At 73.1% G+C, this 22305-nt stretch carries 21 protein-coding genes; 10 read left to right on the forward strand and 11 right to left on the reverse strand.

All coding sequences use genetic code 11. The annotated features are described in order from the left end of the window. Window positions 1-316 precede the first annotated feature (316 nt). On the reverse strand, window positions 317-1807 hold the full coding sequence (locus CUT83_RS29425) for an NCS2 family permease (protein ID WP_101258829.1): 1491 nt from the start codon (window positions 1805-1807) through the stop codon (window positions 317-319). Window positions 1808-2113: 306 nt separating this feature from the next. Here CUT83_RS29425 and CUT83_RS29430 point away from each other — a divergent pair, with 306 nt between their 5' ends. Next, window positions 2114-2461, forward strand: a complete 348-nt coding sequence (locus tag CUT83_RS29430) for a DUF2530 domain-containing protein (RefSeq protein ID WP_101258830.1) — start codon at window positions 2114-2116, stop codon at window positions 2459-2461. Between the two features lie 123 nt (window positions 2462-2584). Then, window positions 2585-5092 (forward strand): HAD-IC family P-type ATPase, encoded by a 2508-nt coding sequence (locus CUT83_RS29435; RefSeq protein WP_101258831.1) that lies wholly within the window; start codon window positions 2585-2587, stop codon window positions 5090-5092. A 105-nt stretch (window positions 5093-5197) separates the two neighbouring features. On the opposite strand, the gene tgmC is transcribed toward CUT83_RS29435, so the two are convergent. The 8 genes from tgmC to CUT83_RS29475 form a co-directional block, all read right to left on the reverse strand. Beyond that, window positions 5198-6319 (reverse strand): ATP-grasp peptide maturase system methyltransferase, encoded by a 1122-nt coding sequence (gene tgmC, locus CUT83_RS29440; protein WP_101258832.1) that lies wholly within the window; start codon window positions 6317-6319, stop codon window positions 5198-5200. Continuing rightward, window positions 6316-7299, reverse strand: a complete 984-nt coding sequence (tgmB, locus tag CUT83_RS29445; RefSeq protein ID WP_101258833.1) for an ATP-grasp ribosomal peptide maturase — start codon at window positions 7297-7299, stop codon at window positions 6316-6318. The genes tgmC and tgmB overlap by 4 nt, the downstream gene beginning before the upstream one ends. 11 nt (window positions 7300-7310) lie before the next feature. After that, window positions 7311-7565 (reverse strand): putative ATP-grasp-modified RiPP, encoded by a 255-nt coding sequence (gene tgmA / locus CUT83_RS29450; protein WP_101258834.1) that lies wholly within the window; start codon window positions 7563-7565, stop codon window positions 7311-7313. An 85-nt stretch (window positions 7566-7650) separates the two neighbouring features. Continuing rightward, a complete protein-coding gene (locus tag CUT83_RS30525; RefSeq protein ID WP_194074736.1) occupies window positions 7651-7998 on the reverse strand; it encodes a hypothetical protein in 348 nt (115 codons plus the stop codon). After that, window positions 7995-8462 (reverse strand): hypothetical protein, encoded by a 468-nt coding sequence (locus CUT83_RS29460; protein WP_101258835.1) that lies wholly within the window; start codon window positions 8460-8462, stop codon window positions 7995-7997. The genes CUT83_RS30525 and CUT83_RS29460 overlap by 4 nt, the downstream gene beginning before the upstream one ends. A 94-nt stretch (window positions 8463-8556) precedes the next feature. After that, complete coding sequence (locus tag CUT83_RS29465; RefSeq protein WP_101258899.1) at window positions 8557-9768, reverse strand: helix-turn-helix domain-containing protein; 1212 nt, start codon at window positions 9766-9768, stop codon at window positions 8557-8559. 210 nt (window positions 9769-9978) lie between these two features. After that, window positions 9979-10539 carry a Uma2 family endonuclease gene (locus tag CUT83_RS29470; protein ID WP_101258836.1) on the reverse strand — a complete coding sequence of 187 codons (561 nt, stop codon included), beginning with the start codon at window positions 10537-10539 and terminating at the stop codon, window positions 9979-9981. Between the two features lie 20 nt (window positions 10540-10559). Beyond that, window positions 10560-11567: a hypothetical protein gene (locus CUT83_RS29475; protein ID WP_206282685.1), complete on the reverse strand. Its 1008-nt coding sequence runs from the start codon at window positions 11565-11567 to the stop codon at window positions 10560-10562. Window positions 11568-11830: 263 nt separating this feature from the next. Between CUT83_RS29475 and CUT83_RS29480 the strand changes: the two genes are divergently transcribed. Together CUT83_RS29480 and CUT83_RS29485 are read left to right on the forward strand one after the other, a co-directional pair. After that, window positions 11831-12370, forward strand: a complete 540-nt coding sequence (locus tag CUT83_RS29480; protein ID WP_240958443.1) for an NUDIX domain-containing protein — start codon at window positions 11831-11833, stop codon at window positions 12368-12370. Then, window positions 12367-13164, forward strand: a complete 798-nt coding sequence (locus CUT83_RS29485) for a class I SAM-dependent methyltransferase (RefSeq protein WP_439145016.1) — start codon at window positions 12367-12369, stop codon at window positions 13162-13164. The genes CUT83_RS29480 and CUT83_RS29485 overlap by 4 nt, the downstream gene beginning before the upstream one ends. 63 nt (window positions 13165-13227) lie before the next feature. Here CUT83_RS29485 and CUT83_RS29490 read toward each other — a convergent pair whose 3' ends face one another. Further along, complete coding sequence (locus CUT83_RS29490) at window positions 13228-16449, reverse strand: amino acid adenylation domain-containing protein (protein WP_101258838.1); 3222 nt, start codon at window positions 16447-16449, stop codon at window positions 13228-13230. Window positions 16450-16762: 313 nt separating this feature from the next. Here CUT83_RS29490 and htpX point away from each other — a divergent pair, with 313 nt between their 5' ends. From htpX to CUT83_RS29510, 4 genes are all read left to right on the forward strand, one after another. Beyond that, complete coding sequence (htpX, locus tag CUT83_RS29495) at window positions 16763-17662, forward strand: zinc metalloprotease HtpX (protein WP_101258839.1); 900 nt, start codon at window positions 16763-16765, stop codon at window positions 17660-17662. A 31-nt stretch (window positions 17663-17693) separates the two neighbouring features. After that, window positions 17694-18272 (forward strand): PspA-associated protein PspAB, encoded by a 579-nt coding sequence (gene pspAB, locus CUT83_RS29500; RefSeq protein ID WP_101258840.1) that lies wholly within the window; start codon window positions 17694-17696, stop codon window positions 18270-18272. 113 nt (window positions 18273-18385) lie between these two features. After that, entirely contained in the window at window positions 18386-18598 is a 213-nt protein-coding gene (locus CUT83_RS29505; protein ID WP_101258841.1) for a type II toxin-antitoxin system HicA family toxin, read from the forward strand. Further along, a complete protein-coding gene (locus CUT83_RS29510; RefSeq protein ID WP_143688648.1) occupies window positions 18595-19032 on the forward strand; it encodes a type II toxin-antitoxin system HicB family antitoxin in 438 nt (145 codons plus the stop codon). Before CUT83_RS29505 ends, CUT83_RS29510 begins: the two co-directional genes overlap by 4 nt. A 51-nt stretch (window positions 19033-19083) precedes the next feature. Here CUT83_RS29510 and CUT83_RS29515 read toward each other — a convergent pair whose 3' ends face one another. Then, window positions 19084-20010: a DUF3027 domain-containing protein gene (locus tag CUT83_RS29515; RefSeq protein ID WP_101258843.1), complete on the reverse strand. Its 927-nt coding sequence runs from the start codon at window positions 20008-20010 to the stop codon at window positions 19084-19086. Window positions 20011-20273: 263 nt separating this feature from the next. Here CUT83_RS29515 and CUT83_RS29520 point away from each other — a divergent pair, with 263 nt between their 5' ends. Next, entirely contained in the window at window positions 20274-21734 is a 1461-nt protein-coding gene (locus tag CUT83_RS29520) for an MFS transporter (protein WP_240958478.1), read from the forward strand. A 27-nt stretch (window positions 21735-21761) separates the two neighbouring features. Beyond that, window positions 21762-22268, forward strand: coding sequence for a DUF2771 domain-containing protein (locus tag CUT83_RS29525; RefSeq protein ID WP_101258845.1), 507 nt, complete (start codon window positions 21762-21764; stop codon window positions 22266-22268). The last annotated feature ends 37 nt before the right edge of the window (window positions 22269-22305 follow it).

Raw genomic sequence — 22305 nt, forward strand, 5'->3', positions numbered from 1 at the left:
GGGAGGAGGGCGAGGAGTGTCTTTCCTCACCCGTACGAGTGGGTCAGCAAGAGAACAAGAAAAGCTGACGCCCTCCCCCGCCTACCCCGCGACCGTGTCCCCATGGAGTCCACGGAAACGAAGGTGCCAAGCCTACGGATGGACGGTGCGCCGCTCGAACGGCTCCACCACCACGCCGCGCAACGCGGAGCGAGCGTCCGGCCCACGTGGGCCGGACGCTCGCTCCGCGTTGCGCGTGATGCGCCCGATGCGCGTGACGCGCCGCCGGGCGGATCGCCCGGCGGCGCGTCATCCGATTCCGGTCACCCGGTGCCGGTCACCCGATCCCGAGCACCTGCTGGATCGGGTCCAGCAGGAAGTAGACCAGGAAGCAGGCGCCGACGGCGTTCAGCAGCCACGGGATCTCGCGGAAGCGCCCGGTGGCGGTGCGCAGCAGGATGTAGGAGAGCACGCCGATGCCGATGCCGTTGGTGATGCTGTAGGTGAACGGCATGGAGATCAGTGTCAGGAACGCCGGGACGGCGACGGTCTGGTCGCTCCAGTCGATCTCCCGCACGTTCGAGGCCATGATCAGGAAACCGACCACGACCAGCGCCGGGGTCGCGGCGTGCGAGGGCACCACGGTGGCCAGCGGCGTGAAGACCAGGGCCAGCAGGAACAGCGCGCCGGTCATGATGTTGGCCAGGCCCGTGCGGGCGCCCTCGCCGACACCGGCGGTGGACTCCACGAAGCAGGTGTTGGCCGAGCAGGAGCCGAAGCCGCCGCCCGCGACCGCGACGCCGTCCGTCATCAGGATGCGGCCCATGCCGGGCAGCCGGCCCTGCTCGTCGGTCAGCTTCGCCTCGTGGCCGACGCCGATGATGGTGCCCATCGCGTCGAAGAAACCGGACAGCAGCACGGTGAAGACGAACAGCGAACCGGTCAGCACGCCGACCTCCGCGAAGCCGCCGAAGAGGCTCACCTCGCCGATCAGGCCGAAGTCCGGGGTGCTCACGATGCTCTCGGGCACGTTGGGCACGGCCAGGCCCCACGCCGCGTCGGGGATCTCGGCGACCGCGTTGATCACCACGGCGACCACGGTCATGGCGACGATGCTGATCAGGATCGCGCCCTTGGTCCTCCTGATGACCAGGACGAAGGTCAGGGCCAGGCCGAGGATGAAGACGAGCACCGGCCAGCCGGTCAGATGACCGCCCTGCCCGAGGCCGAGCGGCACGGTGGTGTGCGCGGCGTCGGGGTTGCGGGTGACGAAGCCGGAGTCCACCAGGCCGATGAGGGTGATGAACAGGCCGATGCCGATGGCGATGGCCCGGCGCAGCCCGCCGGGGATGGCGTCCATGACGCGCTCGCGCAGTCCGGAGGCGACCAGCAGCATCAGCACCAGCCCGGCCAGGACCACCATGCCCATGGCGTCGGGCCAGCTCATCTGCGGCGCGAGCTGGAGGGAGACCACGGCGTTGATGCCGAGCCCGGCGGCCAGCGCGATGGGCACGTTGCCGATGACGCCCATCAGGATGGTGGTGAGCCCGGCCATCAGCGCGGTGGCGGTGACGAGCTGGGCGTTGTCGAGCTGCTGGCCGAACTTGTCCGTGCCCGCGCCCAGGATGATCGGGTTCAGCACGACGATGTAGGCCATCGCGAAGAAGGTGGCCAGCCCGCCGCGCAGCTCGCGGCCCACGCTCGAGCCTCGCTCGGAGATCCTGAAGAAGCGGTCGAGGCCGCTCCCGGGCGACCTGGGTCCGGTTTCGTTACCAGGGGTACCGGGGGTGTCTGGCGTGGCCGGGGTGTCGGTGGCCGGAGCGGACATGCGTGACCTTCACTGGGCGGTTCGGGGACGATTTAGGAGGTTCCTCCAATGGGAACCAGCCAATCCAGGGTGCTTTCAGTATGAACGCACCACTGCTGGAAAGGCCATCCGCGGACGGGGGCATTCCCCGGGCACGGCCGTGACGCTCCCCACACCCCTACCTCCCGTCCTTTCCCGTCCTCTCCCGTCCCGCCCCCACCCGGACGCCGCTCCCAGGTCGGCCCCGGCCGCCCCCCTCGTTACGCTGGTGCGGAACGCCACGGCACGGACGGGCGACGGGGTGACGGGAAGCGAGAGGGCCAGGCGATGGGCTGGAGCAGGTGGACGAGCGGCGAGCGTGAGGCACCCGAACCCCTGGAGGGCAACGTCGTCGCCACCGTCGTGGGCGGCACGGTCATCTGGTTCACGCTCTTCCTGGTCCAGCTCCCCTTCTACGGCTGGTTCGACGACCACGACCGCACCTGGTGGCTGTGGACCTGCCTGACGGGCGGCGTCCTGGGCCTCTACGGCATCTGGTTCGTCCGCCGCCGCGAGGCGGCACTGCGCCGCGAGCGCCTCGCACGGGAGACCGGGACGGACTCCGGCTCCGGCACGGAACCCGGCACGGGCCCGGGCACAGACCCCGCCCCGAAGGGTCCCGCACCCGCCGAGTGAACCGCGGCCGGGCGCTCCGCTCCGGCGGAAGCCATACCCCTTTCCCCGATTTCTCCCCCATCACACCTGTACTCGGCCCGCGGACCGCGCGCGAAGACGCGTTCGCCTCGTACTGTCTACGGCATGACGGAACGGGCTGAGACAGTACGAGGCGAGCGGGGCGCCGCGGAGCCGCACGAGGGCACGGCGCTCGCCGTACCCTCCCCCCGCACGGGTGCGGGCACGGCGGCAGGCGCGGGCACGGCCGCGAACCCGGCCGCGGACACCCCCGCCACCCGGTCTCCGGGCCTCACCACCGCCGAGGTCGCCGAACGCACGGCCCGCGGCCAGGTCAACGACGTCCCCGTGCGGTCCTCCCGCTCCACGGCCGACATCGTCCGCGCCAACGTCTTCACCCGTTTCAACGCCATCATCGGCGTCCTCTTCGCGATCATCCTGGTCGTCGGCCCCATCCAGGACGGCCTGTTCGGCTTCGTCATCCTCGCCAACACCCTCATCGGCATCGTCCAGGAGCTGCGCGCCAAGCGGACGCTGGACAACCTGGCCGTCATCGGCGAGTCCAGGCCGACCGTCCGCCGCGACGGCGCCGCCACCGAGGTGCGCACCAACGAGATCGTCCTGGGCGACCTGGTCGAGCTGGGCCCCGGCGACAAGGTGGTCGTGGACGGCACCGTCACCGAGTCCGACGGCCTGGAGGTGGACGAGTCCCTGCTGACCGGCGAGGCCGACCCCGTCCACAAGCGGCCCGGCGACACCGTGATGTCCGGCAGCTTCGTCGTCGCCGGCGGCGGTGCCTTCACCACCACCAGGGTCGGGCGCGAGGCGTACGCCGCCCAGCTGGCCGAGGAGGCCTCCCGCTTCACCCTCGTCCACTCCGAACTGCGCAGCGGCATCAGCCAGATCCTCAAGTACATCACCTGGATGATCGTTCCTGCGGCGATCGGCCTGGTCCTCAGCCAGCTCCTGGTGGAGGACCACAGCGCCGACGAGGCGATCCGCCGTATGGTCGGCGGCATCGTGCCGATGGTCCCCGAGGGCCTGGTGCTGCTGACCTCCATCGCCTTCGCCATCGGCGTCATCCGGCTGGGACGCAAGCAGTGCCTGGTGCAGGAACTGCCCGCCATCGAGGGCCTGGCCCGCGTGGACACCGTCTGCCTGGACAAGACCGGCACCCTCACCGAGGGCGGCATGGACGTGGCCGAGGTCCGCCCGCTGGACGGCGCCGACCCCGCCCGCGTACGGCAGGTGCTGGCCGCGCTCGGCGGCAGCGACCCCCGCCCCAACGCCAGCCTGAAGGCCATCGCCGACGCCCACCCCGCCGCCGGGGCGGACGGCTGGACGTGCACCGGTACCCTCCCCTTCTCCTCCGCCCGCAAGTACAGCGGCGCGGCCCTCACCGAGCCCGGCGGCGAGACGGGCACCTGGCTGCTGGGCGCCCCCGACGTCCTGCTCGCCCCCGGCTCCCCGGCCCTCGCCGAGACCGACCGCCTCAACCGGCAGGGCCTGCGCGTACTGCTGCTGGCCCGCACCTCCCGCGCCCTGGACGACCCCGCCCTCGCCACCGACCCCACCTCCACCGAGCCCACGGCCCTGGTCGTGCTGGAGCAGCGGCTGCGCCCCGAAGCCGCCGACACCCTGCGCTACTTCGCCGAACAGGACGTCTCGGCGAAGGTCATCTCCGGCGACAACGCCGTCTCCGTCGGCGCCGTCGCCGCCAAGCTCGGCCTGCCCGGCGCCGACTCCACCGTCGACGCCCGCGCCCTCCCGGAAGGCCGCGAGGAACTGGCGGCGGCCCTGGAGGACGGCACGGTCTTCGGCCGCGTCACCCCGCAGCAGAAGCGCGACATGGTCGACGCTCTCCAGTCGCGCGGCCACACCGTCGCCATGACCGGCGACGGCGTCAACGACGTACTGGCCCTGAAGGACGCCGACATCGGCGTCTCGATGGGCTCGGGCTCGGAGGCCACCAAGGCCGTCGCCCAGATCGTGCTGCTCAACAACTCCTTCGCCACCCTGCCGTCGGTCGTCGCCGAGGGGCGGCGGGTCATCGGCAACATCGAGCGCGTCGCCAACCTCTTCCTCACCAAGACCGTCTACTCGGTGCTGCTGGCCCTGCTGGTCATCGTCTCCCAGGTGCCCTACCCGTTCCTGCCGCGCCATCTGACCCTGCTGGGCGGCCTGACCATCGGCATCCCCGCCTTCTTCCTGGCCCTGGCCCCCAACAAGGAGCGCGCCCGCCCGCACTTCGTACGGCGCGTGATGCGGTACGCGATCCCCTCCGGCCTCATCGCCGCGACCGCCACCTTCACCGTCTACCTGCTGGCCCGCCACCACTACACCGGACCGGACGCGCTGGAGGCCGAGACCAGCGCGGCGACGCTGACGCTGTTCCTGGTGGCGCTGTGGGTGCTGGCGATCATCGCCCGCCCCTACACCTGGTGGCGGATCGGGTTGGTGCTCACCATGGCCTCGGCCTTCGTGGTCGTCCAGGTCACCCCGTTCCTCCAGGACTTCTTCGCCCTCCGCCTGGTCGGCACGGTGATGCCGTGGACGGCCGTCGGCGTCGCCGCCGCCTCGGCGGCCCTCCTGGAGGTCGCCTGGCGCTGGATCGGCCGCCGCTTCCCGGACTGACCCGCGGCCCGGCGGCCCGGGCACAGGCGTACAGCGGGAAAAGCCCTGTCCTTCCGCCGTTCCCCACGGCGGAAGGACAGGGCAGTATGCGGCGTCGGCCCGCGATCACCCCCAGGTGAGGCGCTGTCCGCCGGGGCCCACATGCAGCCGCATACGGTCGGCCGGCGGGCATCCGTCCGCCTGCCACCGGGCAAGGCACCCGGTGATCTCGTCCCACAGGCGGGCCGCGCCGCTCTGCCGCACCATCCACTGCGCGCCGTCACGGAAGAGGACCGCCCACGCCCCGGCCTCCACGTCGATCACGATGTGTTCCGTCCGGCCGTCGCGTTCCAGCACGAGCCGCTGTGCGCGAGGCGCGGCGAACTGCGCGACGAACCGGGCCGTCCAGTCGTCGAGCACGTCCGCGTCCAGCTCCGCGGGCTCCGTGTCGCCCTCGTCCAGGTCCGGCAGGAGGCCCAGCGGGGGCGGAAGGTGGGGGCGGGCCAGCATGAAGGAGACCTGTCCGCCGAGAACCGGCCCGTCGGCCGTGCCGTCGTCGGCGACCGTGAGCCGCACGAGCTCGGAAGCGTGCATCCATCCGCCGACCGTGACCAGGACCTCACCGCCGGGCCGGGTCTGCGCGAGCCAGTCGGCCGGCACGGTACGCACCCCGCACGTGGCGATCACCCGATCGTACGGGCCGCCCCCCTCGCAGCCCGCCAGACCATCACCGACCACACGGGCGGGCCGGTATCCCGCACCCGCGAGGGCCACTCCGGCACGGGCGGACACCTCCGCGTCGACCTCGACCGTGGTCACGTTGTCCTCACCGACGACATGGCAGAGCAGCGCGGTGGAGTAACCCGTGCCCGTGCCGATCTCGAGGACGCGCGTCCCCTCGGCCGCCCGCAGGTCCTCGAGCATTCGCACGACCAGACTCGGCAGGGTGGACGAGGACGATGGGGCCGCGGCGATCCGCCCCTCCACCTGGTCGGGGAAGACCCCTCCGGCCACCTGCGTCACAAGGGTGTCGTCCTCGTAGATCCGCGCGAGCCCCTCCCCGGAGCCCCCGGCCACGGGGCGGTACCAGCCGCCGTCCTCGTACTCGAACCAGCCGCGCGCGAGGAACGCCTCGCGGGGCACCGACATGACGGCCGCCTCCCACTCGGGGCTGAGCAGGACGCCGGCCTCGGACAGGCGCCGCGCGAGGACGGCCCGCAGGTGTTCCGAACGCAGGGGATCAGTCATGCCGGGCTCATTCCGTTCTCCAACAGGTCTGCGATTGCGTGTGTGATCGGCAGTCCGGCCGTGTCTTCAAGCCACGCCCACTGGCCATTGGGGTTGCACTCCAGGAACCACCACGCACCGTCCGCGGTGACGGCGAAGTCGAAGGCACCGAAGTTCAGACCGAAGTCGGCGAGGAACCGCACCAGCGCTCCGCACATGTCCTCCGGACATGCGACCGGTTCATAGGTGAGATTCCGGTACTCGGCTCTCCAGTCCACGACCCCGGGTGGCGCGGTGATCCGGGCGCTGAACACCTGCTCGCCGACGACAACCGCCCGCACGTCCGCCACCTTGGGCACCAGGGCTTGGAACAGGTGCGCGCTGTGGCCCACCGCGCCGTCGATCTCGTCCGCCTCGACGGGCGCGGCCCAGATTCCGGCGGGCTCGCCGTCGACCTCGTAGGCCCCGGCGTGCAGCGGCTTGTAGATCGTGGGCCGTTCGGCACAGAACCGCTCGGCCTCCTCCGGGTCGTTCGTGATGAGAGTGGCCGGGACCGTGAACCCCAGCCGGGCCGCGGCGTCCAACTGCGCGGGCTTGTACTCGGCCCTTGCGATGGCCTGCGGATGGCTCAAGTACAGGCATCCCGGCAGCGCGCCCAGCACACCACCCAGACCACGCCGGTTCTCCTGCGCGACGAACCGGGCCGTCCGCTCGCCGCTGCCCGTCGGACAGGGAGTCGGCCGACGGTGGTACAGGGCGCGCACCGCGGAGAGGTCGGCCGTACGCTTCCCGAATGTCAGCCGCCCGGCCCATCCTCCGCCGGACTCCGCCCGGGCGGCGCCCCCGGCCCCGATGCGCGCGGCGAGCACCACGGGCGCCGGGAAGTCGCGCCCCGGGTCGAACCGGATGACGGGCACCCGGCGCCGGTTCAGTTCCGTGATGACCAGGTCAGCGGTCGCGTCCTCGGACTCCGTGCAGACCAGCACCGGGCGTCCGTCCATGGCACTCCCCCTCAGTCCTGCGTCGCGTCGTGGCCGGAGTCGGAGTCCTGCTGCCCGTCCTTGCTGACCTGCGTGGGCGGGTAGGTGTTCACGCTCGTTCCGTGCTTGCCGAGTTCAGCCGGCGTCATCTGTCCGCCCTCCCCAACCCACCGGCCGGTCTGTGTGGCCGGGTCGACGCCCGCGTACCGCCACGGTGACGAGGGAGAGCCGTTGCGCAGCGGAACCATACGGCGCAACCCCCACGGGGCCGGTGCGATGTCCTTCATACCTACGAGGTTCGTCTGCAAGTTTCCTCCTTGGTCACTTCATAAGGTGGTGTCGCGCGAACTCCGCCCGACAGGAGCGGATGCATCAGTCGCGGGGTGATCGGTGACGTCCTCCGAGCACGCCTGCGAGCAGGGTGCGCAGCGGGGAATGCGCGGTGAGTGCGACGGGCTGTACGGCGCGGTCGGCCGGTCGGTCCCGGTCGTGCGACTGGATACGCGCCATGTGGTCGAGTTCCGCGATGCACGGGCCGCACGCGTACACGTCGCCCGTCGTACCGGGCGTGATCACGGACCCGACCCACAGCACGCGCACGCCTTCCCGTCGGCAGTACAGCCAACAGGCGCCGGTCACCCACTGGTTCCCGTCGTCCGTCTGCGCGACGAGCGGCCATGCGTCGCACCATGTGCGCGCCATGGCCGGGGCGAAGGTCATGCCGTGCCCCCGTTCACCCGAGCGAGTTCCAGGAAGCCTCCTGCCTTCTCGATCTCGCGCGCCACGTCGTCGTACTCCTGCGGAACGGGCGAGACCATCGAGCGCCACGCCGTGAGCACCGCCCCGGCCTCGCCGCTCCTGACGCACTCGACGGCCTGTCTCAAACCGTCACGCCCCTGCGGCGGCAGCAGCCCCACGCGCTCCTCGATCACTCCCGTGATCTCCCACCCGAACGCCTCGGCGTGCTTCGTGCACTCCTCGCGAGGGCCCGTGATGTCCGTGTTGGGAGCACCGCACAGATAGACCACGCAGCGGAACCGCTCGGTCCTCGCGGCCTCGGCGGACACGCCGGCCTCACCCGGCGCGACGCCCGCCGCCGCGTCCGCCAGTGACCGACGCAGCCGCAGTGCGCCTTCGGTTCGGCGGGCCCCGGATCGTTCCGGCCCGCTCTGGATACTGACCATGCGTCAATCGTGCTCGCCTAATGACACACAGTGAAGTGACGAGGCGTAGGACCTGACGATGTGGCCGGACCCCGACCCGTACGCTCCGTAGGACTCAAGCGATCAAAGGCACGCCGATGAGTTCGCCGATGTTCCGTACGCGTGCGGTGGACACCTTCGCCAGACGCTTCCCGATGACACCGGGCAGCGCCTGGTGCCTGACCCACTCAGGAGCGTCGAGCCCTACCTCGATCAGCGTGTCTCCGGCCTGGTCGTGGAGACCGGCCGCGCACTGCGCGAGAGCGACATCGAGCCGGTAGCGGTTGCGGGCCACCTTCGACATGGACTTGGGAAGCTTCTTCATCTCCGGCTGACCGGCGAGTTTGAGTGCGCGCCCGTAGTCCTTCAGCGCGACGTGGATCCCGACGGCCTCGGTCTTCGCCGCCGTCGGACCGAAACTGGTCCCGTACAACTTCTCGTCCCGCCCCAGCCTCGCCGCCGCGGCGTGCGCCTGCGAGATGTAGTCGTCGGCCGCGCTCCTGTCCTCGCGCCTCGACGCCGCCACAGCCGCGGAGATCATCAGCCGCCCGTACGCGAGCAGCTGCGGGCGGGATCCGTTGCTGAACGACGGCTCGATCGTCAGTGCCGCGCGCTCGGCCACAGCCACCGCCCGGGGCAACTTGGCACCCCGCAGATGGATCCATGACAGCGTGGACTCGAGCAGCGCCGTCATCACAGGGTCGCCGACGTCCCCCGCGAGGTGTTTCGCCGACGTGAGCGCGCTCAGTGCGAGGTCGCGCTGCCCGAGTCCGTTCGAGCACGACGCGGCCACGCGGTACGTGCTCGCCAGGATCGATGCCAGTCGCTCGCGCTCGCTGCCGGTGGCACTGGCGTACCTGGCCTGTCCTTCCATGAGGACCTTCGAGGCGTAGCTGCTCACCTTGGCCGTGTCGCTCGCCCAGTAGGAGTCCCACGCGCGGTCGCGGGCTTCCCCCAGTTCCTCGACGGTGCTCGGGTCGTCGATGCCCTCCCACTCGCCGAGGGCGCTCTCGTGCACGGCATCGGACAGTTGGCGCAGCGCGGCACGGTCACCCCGGTCCATGCCCCGACGCGGCGCCTGCTGCCCCAGGATTACGGACACGTCCGTGTTCAGCGCATGGGCGAGCTTGAGCAAAGAGCCGACGGACAACTCCCCGCGGTCCTGCTCGGCTTTCTGCACCAGGGCGAGGGACAGCCCCGCCGCATCGGCGAGCCCCTGCTGTGTCAGATCGGAGCCTCGTAGGTGCTTGATGCGCTTACCGTTCGTCAGATCAGCCCAGCTGCTCACGATCACTCCAGTGCGTTTGCTCCGGCTGCTGCTATCCGATGGTAGGTCCAGACGCCCGGGGCGGAACGGAACAGCCACGGAATCCGAGCGCACTCGGCCCAGCCCTCGCGGGGGACCCTTCCGTCTCACGGCCGGCCTTCAGCCCAAGCTTGGACCGCCCGGGAGGGAGACGACGACACTGCTGACGGACTTCCTGCGGGAGAGCGCGGCTCAGTAGACGTACAGCGCCGTGGTGTCGAGCACGGCGTCGATCGGTTCGCCCACCGGCACCGGTTCCCCGAACTCGCTCTCGCGCACGGCCCGGTAGCGCTCGCCCACCGGCTCGGAGTGCAGCAGGCAGACGCCCTTGACCGGATTCACGACCAGGTAGTGAGGAATCCCGGCCACCGCGTACTTCCCGACCTTCCGTTCCAGGTCGTTCTCGGGGTTGGACTCCGAGACGACCTCCGCGACGAGCAGCAGTTCGTCGGCCGGGAACTGCTTGAGCCGGGTCCCCCGGTAGGAGGGACCGGCCACCGACACGTCGGGGCGCAGGAGGGTTCTCCCGTGCCACCCCCCGTAAACGGTGTCGACCTCGGTCATCACGCACCACCCGGGCATGAGCTGAGAGGCGACGGCGAGCACCATCTGCCCGCGAGCGCTGCTCGCCACGGCGTCGATACGGATTTCCCCGTCGATCATTTCGCCCCCGAGGTCCGGGAACGCGGCGTCGATCTCCTGGAACCGCCGCATCTCCTCGGACACCGCAGGGCCCTCCATCCGCGCCGTCATGATGCGCCCCCCTCTCACGCCTACCGGCCCGGAGCAGTGCCGCTGAGGGCGCCCGCACGGGAGTCACGCGGGTCGTCCGGCAAGCCCCGGCGCCGTCCTCGGGCCATGGCCGCGCGTACGGCGGCGGCCTTGCGGCGTACGTCCACAGCCTGTGCGTCGTCCTGTGCGCCGCCGGAGCCGTCGCGGCGCTCCCCGCCCCGGCACTCCCGGCACAGTCCGCCGGGCAGGGCCTCCGGCCGGCCCGGCGCGCCGCACACCGTGCACTCCACCAGCCGCAGGGTGCGGCTGCGCACCGGCTGGGGCGGCGGGATCTTGTGCTCCAGCCGCCAGGCGGCCACGGCGCGGGGCGAGTGCACGCCCTCGCCGGGCAGCCCGGCCGTCAGCGCCTCGACCACCTGCCGCTCCCCGGCGCCCCGGGCGAACCACTGGGCCACCAGTGGCGCCAGCTCCTCGCAGTCGGCCGCCGACAGGCCCATGCGCGGGTCGGCCTCCCCCAGTCGCGCCAGCGTCCCGTACGCCCGCGACCGCTCCGGCCGCTCCGGCCGTTCCTGTGCGGCGTCCGGCTCCGGAGGCGTACCCGCCGGGGCGGCGTCCTCCTTCGGAGCGGCCTTCCCGGCGGTCTCCCGGACGGCCCCCGGTTCGGCGGACTCCGTCTCCGCGAAGAAGCCCGCCCACCAGGTGTCGGAGCGCGGGACGCGCGAGAAGTACGTCCGCGTCACCCACTGGCCGCACCCCGGCGGACGCTCCCGCACCCGCCTGAGATGCCCGGCCGCCGACATCTGCCGGAGCGCGGTGCCGACCGCCTGCTGGCCGTAGGGCAGCCGCGCGGCCAGCGCCTTGATGGAGATGTCGGCGCCCTCGGGCAGCCGGTCGATGTACGCGGCGACGGCCGCGGTCCGGGGCCTCAGCTCCGCGAAGTCGTCCTTGCGGCGCGGCCGTTGTCCTGGGACATGCCGTTTTCCGTAGCCGGAAACGGCCATCGGATGCTCGCCGGAGGACGCGAAAAAGCTACAGTGGCTCTCAGCCATGGGATCGGGTTCCTTAAGCCTTGTCGATCTCGTTGGTCAGGCCCCCGGAGGTGTTGCGAGCACCTGTCGGGGGCCGTTGCTTGTGCGGGACGCAACTCTGCATCGCCACGCCGAAGCGTGGCGCTCCGGTCACCAAAAGTCAACTCGCCTGCTCACGGCCTCACTCGCGGAGGGAGGGCGGGTGGGTCTGCGACCCACCCGTTCCACCGATAGAGCGCTCGGATCCCGCGTCCCGGAACCCGAGATCCGGTAGGAGTAGGGGCATGACCTCCACCAGTGACGAGCCCGCCGGACTGCCGTTCCCGATGCCGCAGGCCGAGTATCTGGCCACCCTGCCCAAGGCCACCGTCTACGCCTGCGTGTACTTCACCGACACACGCGGGCGGCCGGTGCAGCTGCGTTCGGTGTACGGCAGGCGGCTGTGGCAGATCCCGGGCGGCAACATGGACCCGGGCGAGGACCCGTTCCAGGCGGCGGTGCGGGAGACGTACGAGGAGACCGGGCTGCGGATCGAGGGCCCGCGCCCGCTGCTGCTGGTGCACTACCTCCGCTCCGACCCGGCCGAGGCACCGCTGGCGAAGGTCGGCTTCTGCTTCGACGGCGGCACGCTGAGCGACGAGGAGATCGCCTCCATCCGGCTGGACCCGGATGAGCACGACCGCTGGGCGGTGGAGGAGTGGCACGTCTGGGAGCGGCTGATGACGCCCGAGGGCTACCGGCGGCTTGCCGCCCTCGCCGAGGCCCGCCGCACCGGCCGGGCGTCCCTGCTGCTGAGCGAGCCGATCCTCAGGGGGCCGGCGTGACGAGCGGGCCGGTGCCCGCGGCGGGCTCGGACCGGGCCGGGCGCTCCGGGGCGTCGGTCGACCGCGCCTACTGCGATCCCGCTCTGGCCGCCCTGTACGACGCGCTCAACCCGTGGGGGCCGGGTGACGACTTCTACCTGGAGCCGGTGATGTCCGCCGCCTCGGTGCTGGACGTCGGGTGCGGTACGGGCGCGCTGCTGCGCCGCGCGCGGGAGGCCGGGCACGGCGGGCGACTGTGCGGACTCGATCCGGCCGCCGCGATGCTGGGCTGTGCGCGGCGGGAGGCGGCGCGGTCGGGGGCCGGGGTGGAGTGGGTGCTCGGGGATCTGGGATCGGCCCGCTGGGAGGGGGAGTTCGAGCTGGTGGTGATGACCGGGCACGCCTTCCAGGTGCTGCTGGAGGACGGTGAGGTGCGTACCGCCCTGGCCGCCGTGCGGGCGGCGCTGGCCGGCGGCGGACGCTTCGCGTTCGAGACCCGCAACCCGGCCGCCCGGCCGTGGGAGCGCTGGACTCCGGAGCATGCGGTCGAGGTGGTGGACGGCACGGGCGCGGCGGTACGGGTCGCGCACGAGGTCCAGGAGCCGGTGGCGGGCGACACCGTCCGCTTCACCACGACCTTCACCGGCCCCGGCTGGGAGCGGGCCAGTCACAGCGAGCTGAGGTTCTGGGACGCGGAGGCGCTCGACGGCCTCCTGGCCGGGGCCGGGCTGACGGTCGTGGAACGGTACGGGGACTGGGGGCGGGGCCCGCTGACGGACTCCAGCCCGGAGATCGTCACCGTCGCGCGGCGCTGACGGGGCTGACGGGGCGGGCGGCCCCTGGGCCCCGCCGGCCCGGGGCCCAGGGGCGGCCGGATGTCAGTCGAACCAGCGGTCGCGGGCCAGTTCGGCGACCCGGGAGGGGTCCTCCAGCAGGGCGGCGGCCTCGAAGCGGCGCGGCCACTGGCCGGCCGCCCAGGCCAGGCCGGCCGCGACGCCCTCGACGGTGGCGGCGTGGAGGGTGCCGTCGGGGGTGAGCCGCCAGTCCAGTTCCACGCCGGCGAGGACGAGTTCGTCGTGCTCGACGTAGTCGGCCGGGGCGCCGGGCAGCAGGACGCGCACCGCGTCGGGCACCTCGCGCACCTCGCCCGCCCCGGCATCCGGGGCGGGCAGGGTCGCGCCGACGGCCTCGCTGAGGCGGCGTACGTCGAGGACGGCGGCCAGGGAGGCGGCCAGGGCCGGGCGTACCGGGAGCAGGGGGCGGCCGGTGGCCAGGGGCAGCAGGTCGGGGGCGTCGGCGACCAGCGCGTCGGCGGCGTCCACCAGGCGTACCTCGCCGTCGGCCACGGCGCGCAGTTCGTCCGGCAGGGTGACCTCGTCCGGGTCCAGCTCGGCCAGGAGGGTGTACAGGCCGTGGAGTTGGGCGGGCGTGACGGGCAGGTCGGGGTCGGCGAGGCGGCCCAGGAGTTCGGAGGCGCCGCCGGGTTCGTCCAGCAGGGCGGCGGCGGAGGTTCGGATGCCCAGGGCGCGCAGCACCTGCTCGTCCAGTTCGGCGGTGGCGGCGGGCGCCTCCTCGTACAGGCCGGCCAGCAGCGGGTCGCCGCCGGCCGCGCGCAGTCCGGCGGGGCGGCGGCCGTCCAGGACGGGGTGGTCGCGCAGCCACCAGGCGGTGTAGGGGCGGACGGTCCGGACCGTGCCGTCGGGCAGCAGGACGCGCACCGGGGTGGTGAGCGCGTCGCGCAGCGGGGGGCGGGAGAGCATCCGCAGGGCCTGCGGCCAGTGGTCGTCGTCGACGAGGTCCAGGTCACGTACGGCGAGCAGTTCGGAGACCACCGGCGGGACGGGCGTCTCGGGCAGGGTGTCGAGGACGTCCTCGCACCACACGTCGACGGCGTCGGCCAGGCCCGGGTCGTCGGGCTCGGGGAAGTCGGTGTCGCGGGGCTCGAGTTCGTCCGGGTCCAGGACGACGTCGGTGGCGCGCACCAGGGCGAAGTCGGCGAGCACGCCGGCCGCGGCGAGGGTCTCCTCGCCCCACCGCTCTGCCAGTTCGGCGTCGCAGGCGGGCAGTTCGCCCTCGCGGACGACGCGCTCGAAGGCGCTGCCGGGGAAGACGAGTTCGGCGGCCGGGGCGAGTTCGCCGTCCTCGTCGGGGAGGGCGAGGGCGCCCAGCCAGGGCTCGTCGCCGGGCGAGAGGCGTGCGTCGCGGACGAGGGCGAGGACGGTGTCGGCCAGTTCCTCGGCGTCCAGGGGGCCGCCGTCCTCGTCCCCGTCGCCGTACCAGCTCTCCTCGGCCTCCAGCGAGGCGGCGACGGCCGCCCGCACCTGCGGGGTGGTGAGCACCGCGCGGGGTGTGGCGGGGGTGGCGCCCAGCTTCTCCAGCAGGGGGTGGGCGGCGTCGGGGTGGGCGACCTTCAGGCCGAGGCGGGTCAGGGAGCCGGCGCCCGTGGTGTCGGGCAGCGGCAGCAGCACCCGGCGCGGTCCGATGGTGGTGCGGCCGTCGGCCAGGGGGACGGGCAGGCCGGTGAGCCGGTCGGGGTCGGTGCCGGCGAGGGAGTCGTACAGCCGCCGCCACCAGGACGGGTCCCGTTCCACGCCGGCCAGCCGGTCGATCAGCTCGCCCAGCGGCACCCGGGGGACGCCGAGGGTGCGCAGCTCGGTGCGGCGCTCCAGTCCGGCGGGCAGCAGGGCGGGGAACAGCTCGGCCAGGACGGCGACCGTGCCTGCCCCGGCGCCCTCGGCGATCTCGGCGTCGGCGGGGCGCAGTGCGTGGGGCTCGCCGCTGTCGTCGTCGGTGGCGGCGCTCGCCAGGAAGGGGGTGCGCCGCAGGCGCTCCAGGACCAGGCGGCGCAGCTCTCCGTCGAGTTCGGCCCTGCCCAGGGGGCCGGGCACGAGGTCGAGGGTGCCGGTGGTGACCGGCCGCCAGTCGCGCAGCGCGGTGGCGTAGACGTCGGCGGCGCGCTCCAGCAGGAAGTCGGCCAGCGGTCCGGGTGCGATGTGGCGGCGGGTGGGGTCCAGCGGGAAGGAGGCGATGAGCAGGGCGGGCAGGCCGATCGGCTCGTCGGTGGGGGTGGGGGCGTGGACGACGGGCACGGTGCGGGCGGGGGTGGGGGCGCCGTCGGCGTCGACGGGTACGGCCCAGGTGACCGACCAGTACGGCCGCCGCCGCTCCTCGACGGGGCGGTCGGCGAGCAGGGCGGGGTCGGTGCGTCCGGCGTCGGCGGCCACGCGCCAGCGGGTGGCGCCCTCGCCCCCGGCACCGGCTGCGCCGCTGTCCTCGACCACGACGTAGGCGCCGTCCTGGCGGCGGGTGAGCGTGCGCACCCCGCCGTCGGTCTCGATGACGACCTCGGTCAGGCCGGGGAGGGTGAGCAGCAGGGCGTCGTCGACCGCGGTGAGCAGCCGGGCGGCCAGTTCCTCGGCGGCGCCGTCGCGCAGCGGCAGCACGACGGCCGTGTCGTAGCCCTGGGGGGCGGCGCCCTGGGCGGGCATCGGCAGGCGCAGCAGGGGGACGTGGCCCTCGCGGCGGCGCAGCTCGTCGGCGAGGCCGGGGTGGTGGGCGGCGGCCTCGGCGGCCATCTCGCGGGCCTCGGCCAGCGACCAGCGGGCGCCGCCGGTGCGGCAGACGATGGCGGGTTCGTCGCTGACGGCCAGGACGGCGGCGAAGCCGACGCCGAAGCGGCCGACGGGGCCCGCCTGGGGCCCGCCCGGTCCACCCGGTCCACCCGGCGCCTCCGGTGCGCCCGGTCCCTGAGGCGTCTCGTCGTCGCGTTTGGCGGAGGCGCGCAGGGTGGACAGGGACTCCACGCCGGCCGCGTCCAGGGGCGCCCCGGTGTTGGCGGCCACCAGCACCTTGCCGCGCAGGGTGAGCCGCAGCCGTCCGGGGACGCCGGCGCGGGCGGCGGCGTCGGCGGCGTTCTGGGCCAGCTCGACCACCAGCCGGTCGCGGTAGCCGCCGAGGGCCAGGTCCTCCTCGGCGTTGGCGTCCTCGCGGAAGCGCGCGGGGGACGCCGTCCAGGCGTCGAGTACGCCGCGTCGCAGCCGGGCGGTGTCGAAGGGATCCGCTCCGTCGTCCGCGCCCTGCACCAGCACCGTGCCGCTCACGTGTCCGTCTCCTCCGTCAGGTCCGCCGCGGGACGAGCCCGATTGCCTGTCCGCGGGCGACGGTACTGCGTCCGGCACGCCCGGTGCGCGCCGGGCCGCCGGTCGCGCGGGTCGGCGCCCCGTCCGCGGCCGGGGAAGGATCGGGGAAGGGGCGATTCCGGACATTGGGGTATACGGGGAGGAAAGGGAACCGCGTCTCGGTCCACGGTCCCGTCCGGCGGGAGCGTGACGGACAGGAGGACCCGATGGGTACGAGGGTCAGGACCGCTGTACGGGCTTTTGGCGGAAGCCCGGTTTCCGGGGCGGGTGCGTGATGCGCAGCCGTTTCGAGCCCGACCGGCGCCTGACCGGGCGCATGGTGCTCACGATGTTCCTGCTCGGGCTGCTGTACGTGGGGTTCGTCGCCGCGCTGATCGCGCTGCTGGACTCCCTCGTGCTGGTCGTCGTCATCGCCGCCGTCCTGCTGGGCGCGCAGTTCTGGTTCTCCGACCGGATCGCCCTGTACGCCATGCGCGGCCGTCTGGTCACCCCGGAGGAGGAGCCGCGGCTGCACGGGGTGGTCGACCGGCTGTGCGCCACCGCGGACATGCCGAAGCCGCGGGTCGCCGTCTCCAGCATGGACCTGCCCAACGCGTTCGCCACCGGCCGCGACGCGGACCACGCCGTGGTCTGCGTGACCACCGGGCTGACGCGGCGCCTGGAGACCGAGGAGCTGGAGGGCGTCATCGCCCATGAGCTGTCCCACGTCGCCCACCGCGACGTGGCGGTGATCACCATCGCCTCGTTCCTGGGGGTGCTGGCCGGGCTGGTCGTCCGCTTCGCCTTCTACTCCCAGCTGTTCGGCGGAGGCCGCCGGGACCAGAACACCGCCGCCGTGTTCGCGATGGTCATGCTGGTCTCCGCCGTCGTGTACGCCCTCAGCTTCCTGCTGATCCGGGCGCTGTCCCGCTACCGCGAGCTGGCCGCCGACCGCGCGGCGGCCATGCTCACCGGGAAACCCTCCGCCCTGGCCTCGGCACTGACCAAGGTCAGCGGCGACATCGCCCGGATACCCACCCGGGACCTGCGCACGGCCCAGGCGTTCAACGCGTTCTTCTTCACCCCCGCCCTCGGGGCCGGCAGCGCGGTGGCCGGACTGTTCTCCACCCACCCCAGCCTGGAGAGCCGCCTGGAGGCGCTGGCAGAGATCTCCGAGCGGCTGGGCGGCGAGTGACCCCGAGCACCGGACCCGGGAAGGAGTCGCCGTGGGTCTGCTGGACATCCTGTTCGGCCGGAGCAAACCGGCCCGGCCCGACCTCGACCGCCTCTTCGCCCTGCCCTCGGCCGCGATCACCCTCCAGGCCGCCACGGGCCTGGCCCCCACAGGGGCGGGTTCGGTGTGCTTCGCCAGCGTCGAGGGCGGCGCCTTCACCCGGATCCGGCAGGAGGTGGAGGCCCTGCTGGGCGCGGACTCCGATCGCGGGGGCGGGGCGGTGGAGTTCAGCGAGGACGGCTACGGGTACTCCTGGCTGCTCTCGCGCCGCGCCCCCGAGGAGCTGCCCGCCCTGGTCAACGACCTGCACGCGGTGAACACCACGCTGCAGGGCAGCGGCTTCGGACCGCAACTGCTGTGCTCGCTGGCTGCCTTCCGCTCCCCCGACCGGCAGCCCCTCGCGCTGGTCTACCTCTACAAGCGCGGCACGTTCTACCCCTTCGCCCCGCTGCCCGGGCAAAAGCGCGACAACCCGCTGGAGCTCCAGGTCAGGGCGGCCCTTCAGGACGACCTGAACATCGAGCCGGACCTGGGCCGCTGGTTCCCGCTCTGGGGCGCCCCGGGCCTGTGAGGCTGCGGCGGCGGTCCGGCGGTGGCGGTGCGGCTTCCGGCCCACTCACCCGATCGCGTGAACTTGTCTAGAGGGACTGGACTTACTTTGTCTATCCTGACTAGACGCACACTGTGAAGTACGGGGATCTGGTCGGCAAGATCAGGAAGGCGGCCAGGGCGAGAGGGCTCGCCTTCGAGACGCACAGGCAGAAAGGCAGCCATCAGTACTGGACGTGCGGCTCGACGCCCGTCGTCATCCCGAAGCACAGCGAGGTCAACGAGATAACGGCAGAGCAGACCCGCAAGAGGCTTGAGGTAGAACTCGGAGAGGATTGGTGGCGATGAGCGCTTACCGAGTGACCGCACGCCGCGCCGGTGACTGGTGGGCTCTGGACGTCCCCGATCTGCCCGGGGTCTTCAGCCAGACCAAACGGCTGGACAGGGCCGACGAAGCGGCCCGCGAGGCGATCGCGGCCATGCTGGACGTCGAACCGGAAGAGGTCGAGGTCACCGTCGAGCCCGAACTCCCGGAGGAGGCCCGGCGGGCACTGGCACAGGCAGAGGACGCCAGGCGGGCCGCGCGGGAGGCCGCGGACGCCGAGCGGGAGGCCATGCGTCGTGCCGCCGCGGTCCTGACCCGCGATCTGAGCCAGCGGGACGCCGGCCGGGTGATGGGGGTGTCGTTCCAGCGGGTGTCGCAGCTGCTCGGTTCGGGGTCCGCGGCCCACCGGACGAGCCGGGGGGAGAAGCCCCGCACCGGACGCCGGGTCCAGCGCTGACCGGGCCCCGGCGGGGCCGGGACAACCGGCCTCGTAGCGGGCCGGAGCCCGCTACGCCTCCGGGCCGTCCTCGCCGCCGTCCGCGTCCCCGTCCTCGCCGTTGGCCCGCGCCCCTCCGCCCAGGGGCATCTCGTCCACCTTCGTCTCGTCGATCACCGGCGCCGGCGGGTGCGGCGTCTTCGGCATGACGGCCGCCTCGGAGTGGCCGCCGCAGCCGAAGGCGAGGGAGACCACGCGGCCGTCGGCCGGGGAGAACTCGTTGGCGCACACCCCGAAGGCCTGGCGCAGCGAGCCGGCCATCGGCACCAGGAAGCCGCAGCTCATGCAGGAGGCGGGGGCCGCCTGCGCCATGGGCGTCTTCGGGCCGAACTCCTCCTCCCAGCGGTCGGCGGCCTCGTGCAGGCCCTGGCGGGACAGGACCCGGGGGCGGCCCATGCCGATCTCCTCGGCGACCGCCGCGATGCTGCCGCGCGCCGGGGCGCCGGGGAGTTCGCCGGGCTCGCTGGTGACGACGTCGGCGTCCTCGGTCTCGGCCGGGCCCTCGGCGCCGGCCTCCTCCCAGGCCGACTCCACGACCGCCGCGTGCGGGGAGGGTTCGCCGCCGCCGGTGTAGCCGGGCTCCAGGCGCGGGTCGTCGGCCTCGGTGGGCAGCAGGTCGCCGGGGCCGAGGTCGCCGGGGCGCAGGCGTTCGCTCCAGGGCACCCATTCGGGGGCGAGCAGCGCGTCGGGGCCGGGCAGCAGCACCGTCTCGTCGACGGTCACCACCCGGGCCCGCGAGGCCCGCGCGACGGTGGCGGCCCAGCGCCAGCCCCGGTAGCCCGGCTCCAGGCACTCGAAGTAGTGCGTGACGACGCGGTCCCCGTCGGCGACGGCACCCAGATGGTCGCCGATCCGGCCGGGGAAGGCGGCCTCCCGTGCCGCCTCCCGAGCCAGTTCAACCGCCTCGGCGCACAGGCGATCAGGGGTACGGCCTCGCATCGCAGCACTCACAAGAATCGATTCTCTCCTACGCCGTTTCGCGAGTGCGCCTACCGTATGCCCAGGTCAGACGGGTGAGGACGGAGCGGACCGGGGGACCGCTGCGACGTCCGGACCCAGGCTTTCACACCGGGCGGAGCGCACCATCCCCCCACGCTACCCCACGCGCGCACACCGCCGACCGTCGCACCTTCAACCAAACCTTCAGCCGAAGGAGCCGGGCTAGGCGGCGGGCGGTGGGGCACACTGACGACGTGGCTGCCTTGAGGGCGTCCCAGCACGACGAGGGACGATTCCGACGCACGGCGCGGGCGATCGTCCGCGCCGTACACACGCCTCCCCGCGCGCTGGGCAGGCGCATCCGGAAGGCCACCCACGCCCAGGGCGCCGGCGAGTCCGGGCTGGGCAAGCTCATCGAGCTGCACGCGGTGAACTCCGCGGGCGACATGATGATCACCGTCGCCCTGGCGTCCACGATCTTCTTCTCCGTCCCCACCGGTGAGGCGCGCGGGCGCGTCGCCCTCTACCTGGCCGTCACCCTGGCCCCCTTCGCACTGCTCGCGCCGGTCATCGGGCCGCTGCTGGACCGCATCCCGCACGGCCGCCGCGCCGCGATGGCCGGATCGATGCTGGGCCGGGCGCTGCTGGCGCTGAGCATGGCCGGGGCGGTGGCCACCGGCAGCCTGGAGCTGTATCCGGCGGCGCTGGGGGTGCTGGTGGCCTCCAAGGCGTACGGGGTGGTGAGATCGGCGGTCGTGCCCCGACTGCTGCCGCACCGGATCTCGCTGGTGAAGGCGAACTCGCGGGTGACGCTCGCCGGGCTGCTGGCCACCGGCGCGGCGGCCCCGGTCGGGGCCGCGCTGCACAGCCTGGGGCCGTCCTGGCCGCTGTACGGGGCCTTCACCGTCTTCGTCATCGGCACCTTCCTGTCCTTCTCGCTGCCGCACAAGGTGGACTCCGCCAGGGGCGAGCGGCGGGCCCTGCTGACCGCTTACGAGGCCGCGCACAGTCATGACGGCGACGGCGACGGCGACGCTCCCGCCGGCACCCCCGGCGCCCCCGGTGACAGGGGCACCGCGAGGAAGGGCGGCAGCGGAAACGGGAGCGGGAACGGCAAGCCCCGGCGGCCCGGCCTGCGCACCGTGGGCGCCTCCGTGTTCAACGCCCTGCTCGCCAACTCCTCCCTGCGCGCCCTGTCCGGCTTCCTCACCTTCTTCCTCGCCTTCATGCTGCGCGAGCACCCCCTGGCCGGCCTGGACCCCGTGGTCTCGCTGGGAGTGGTGGCCGTGGCGGCGGGCGGCGGCAACGCGCTGGGCACGGCGCTGGGCGCCTGGCTGCGCGACCGCGTCCCGGAGGTGATCATCGCCTCGGTGCTGGCGCTGGCCCTGACCGCCACCGTGGTGGCGGCGGTGCTGTACGGCACGGTCACCGTGCCCGTCGTCGCGGCCGTCGCCGGACTGGCGCAGGCACTGGGCAAGCTGTCGCTGGACGCGCTGATCCAGCGGGACGTGCCGGAGGTGGTGCGCACCTCCGCCTTCGCCCGCTCCGAGACGCTGATGCAGATGTCGTGGGTGGCGGGCGGCGCCGTCGGGATCGCGCTGCCGCTGATCGGACCGGTCGGCATGGGGGTGGCCGGGGTGATCGTGGCGGTGGGGGCGCTCGCCACCGTCCGGCCCCTGCTGTCGGCCGCGCGGCACGGCACGCCCCACCCGCGCGTCGCCTGAGCGGAACCGCCGGGTAGCCTGCGTGCTATGACCCACACGATCTCCCGGGGCAAGGGCAGCCGCACCATCCGCACTGCCGTAGCCATCGGTGCGGCCACCCTCGGGCTCGTCGCCCTCTCCGCCTGCGGAGAGAAGCCGACTCCCCGAGCGACCGTGACCGTCGGTTCCGACAGCGTCTCCACGGAAGCCGCCTGCTACGAGGACAACGGCAAGATCTCGCAGGACAAGGTGCTGTCCTGCGCCAAGGAGGACGCCGACACCTCCATCACCGTCGGCCAGGGCGACCTGCTGCGCATCGGCGTGGACCCCGAGATCGCCGAGGACGGCTGGGTGCTGTTCCTCAACGGCCAGCCCGCGGTGACGGACCGGATCACCAAGACCTACCGCAGCTTCTCCGGTGACGCCTTCTTCCAGAACGGCGGCGGCCAGCAGGGCGGTGAGGCGCAGTCGGTGCAGCTGAGCATCGTCGAGTACGACGGCAGCGACTACCGGGGCGTGTGGAACTTCGAGCTCGAGCGCGAGAGCGAAGACTGAGCCCCGCACCGTCCCGCCGTACCGAGCCGTCCCGCCG

The organism is Streptomyces barkulensis, assembly GCF_002843305.1.
GTDB lineage: Bacteria > Actinomycetota > Actinomycetes > Streptomycetales > Streptomycetaceae > Streptomyces > Streptomyces barkulensis.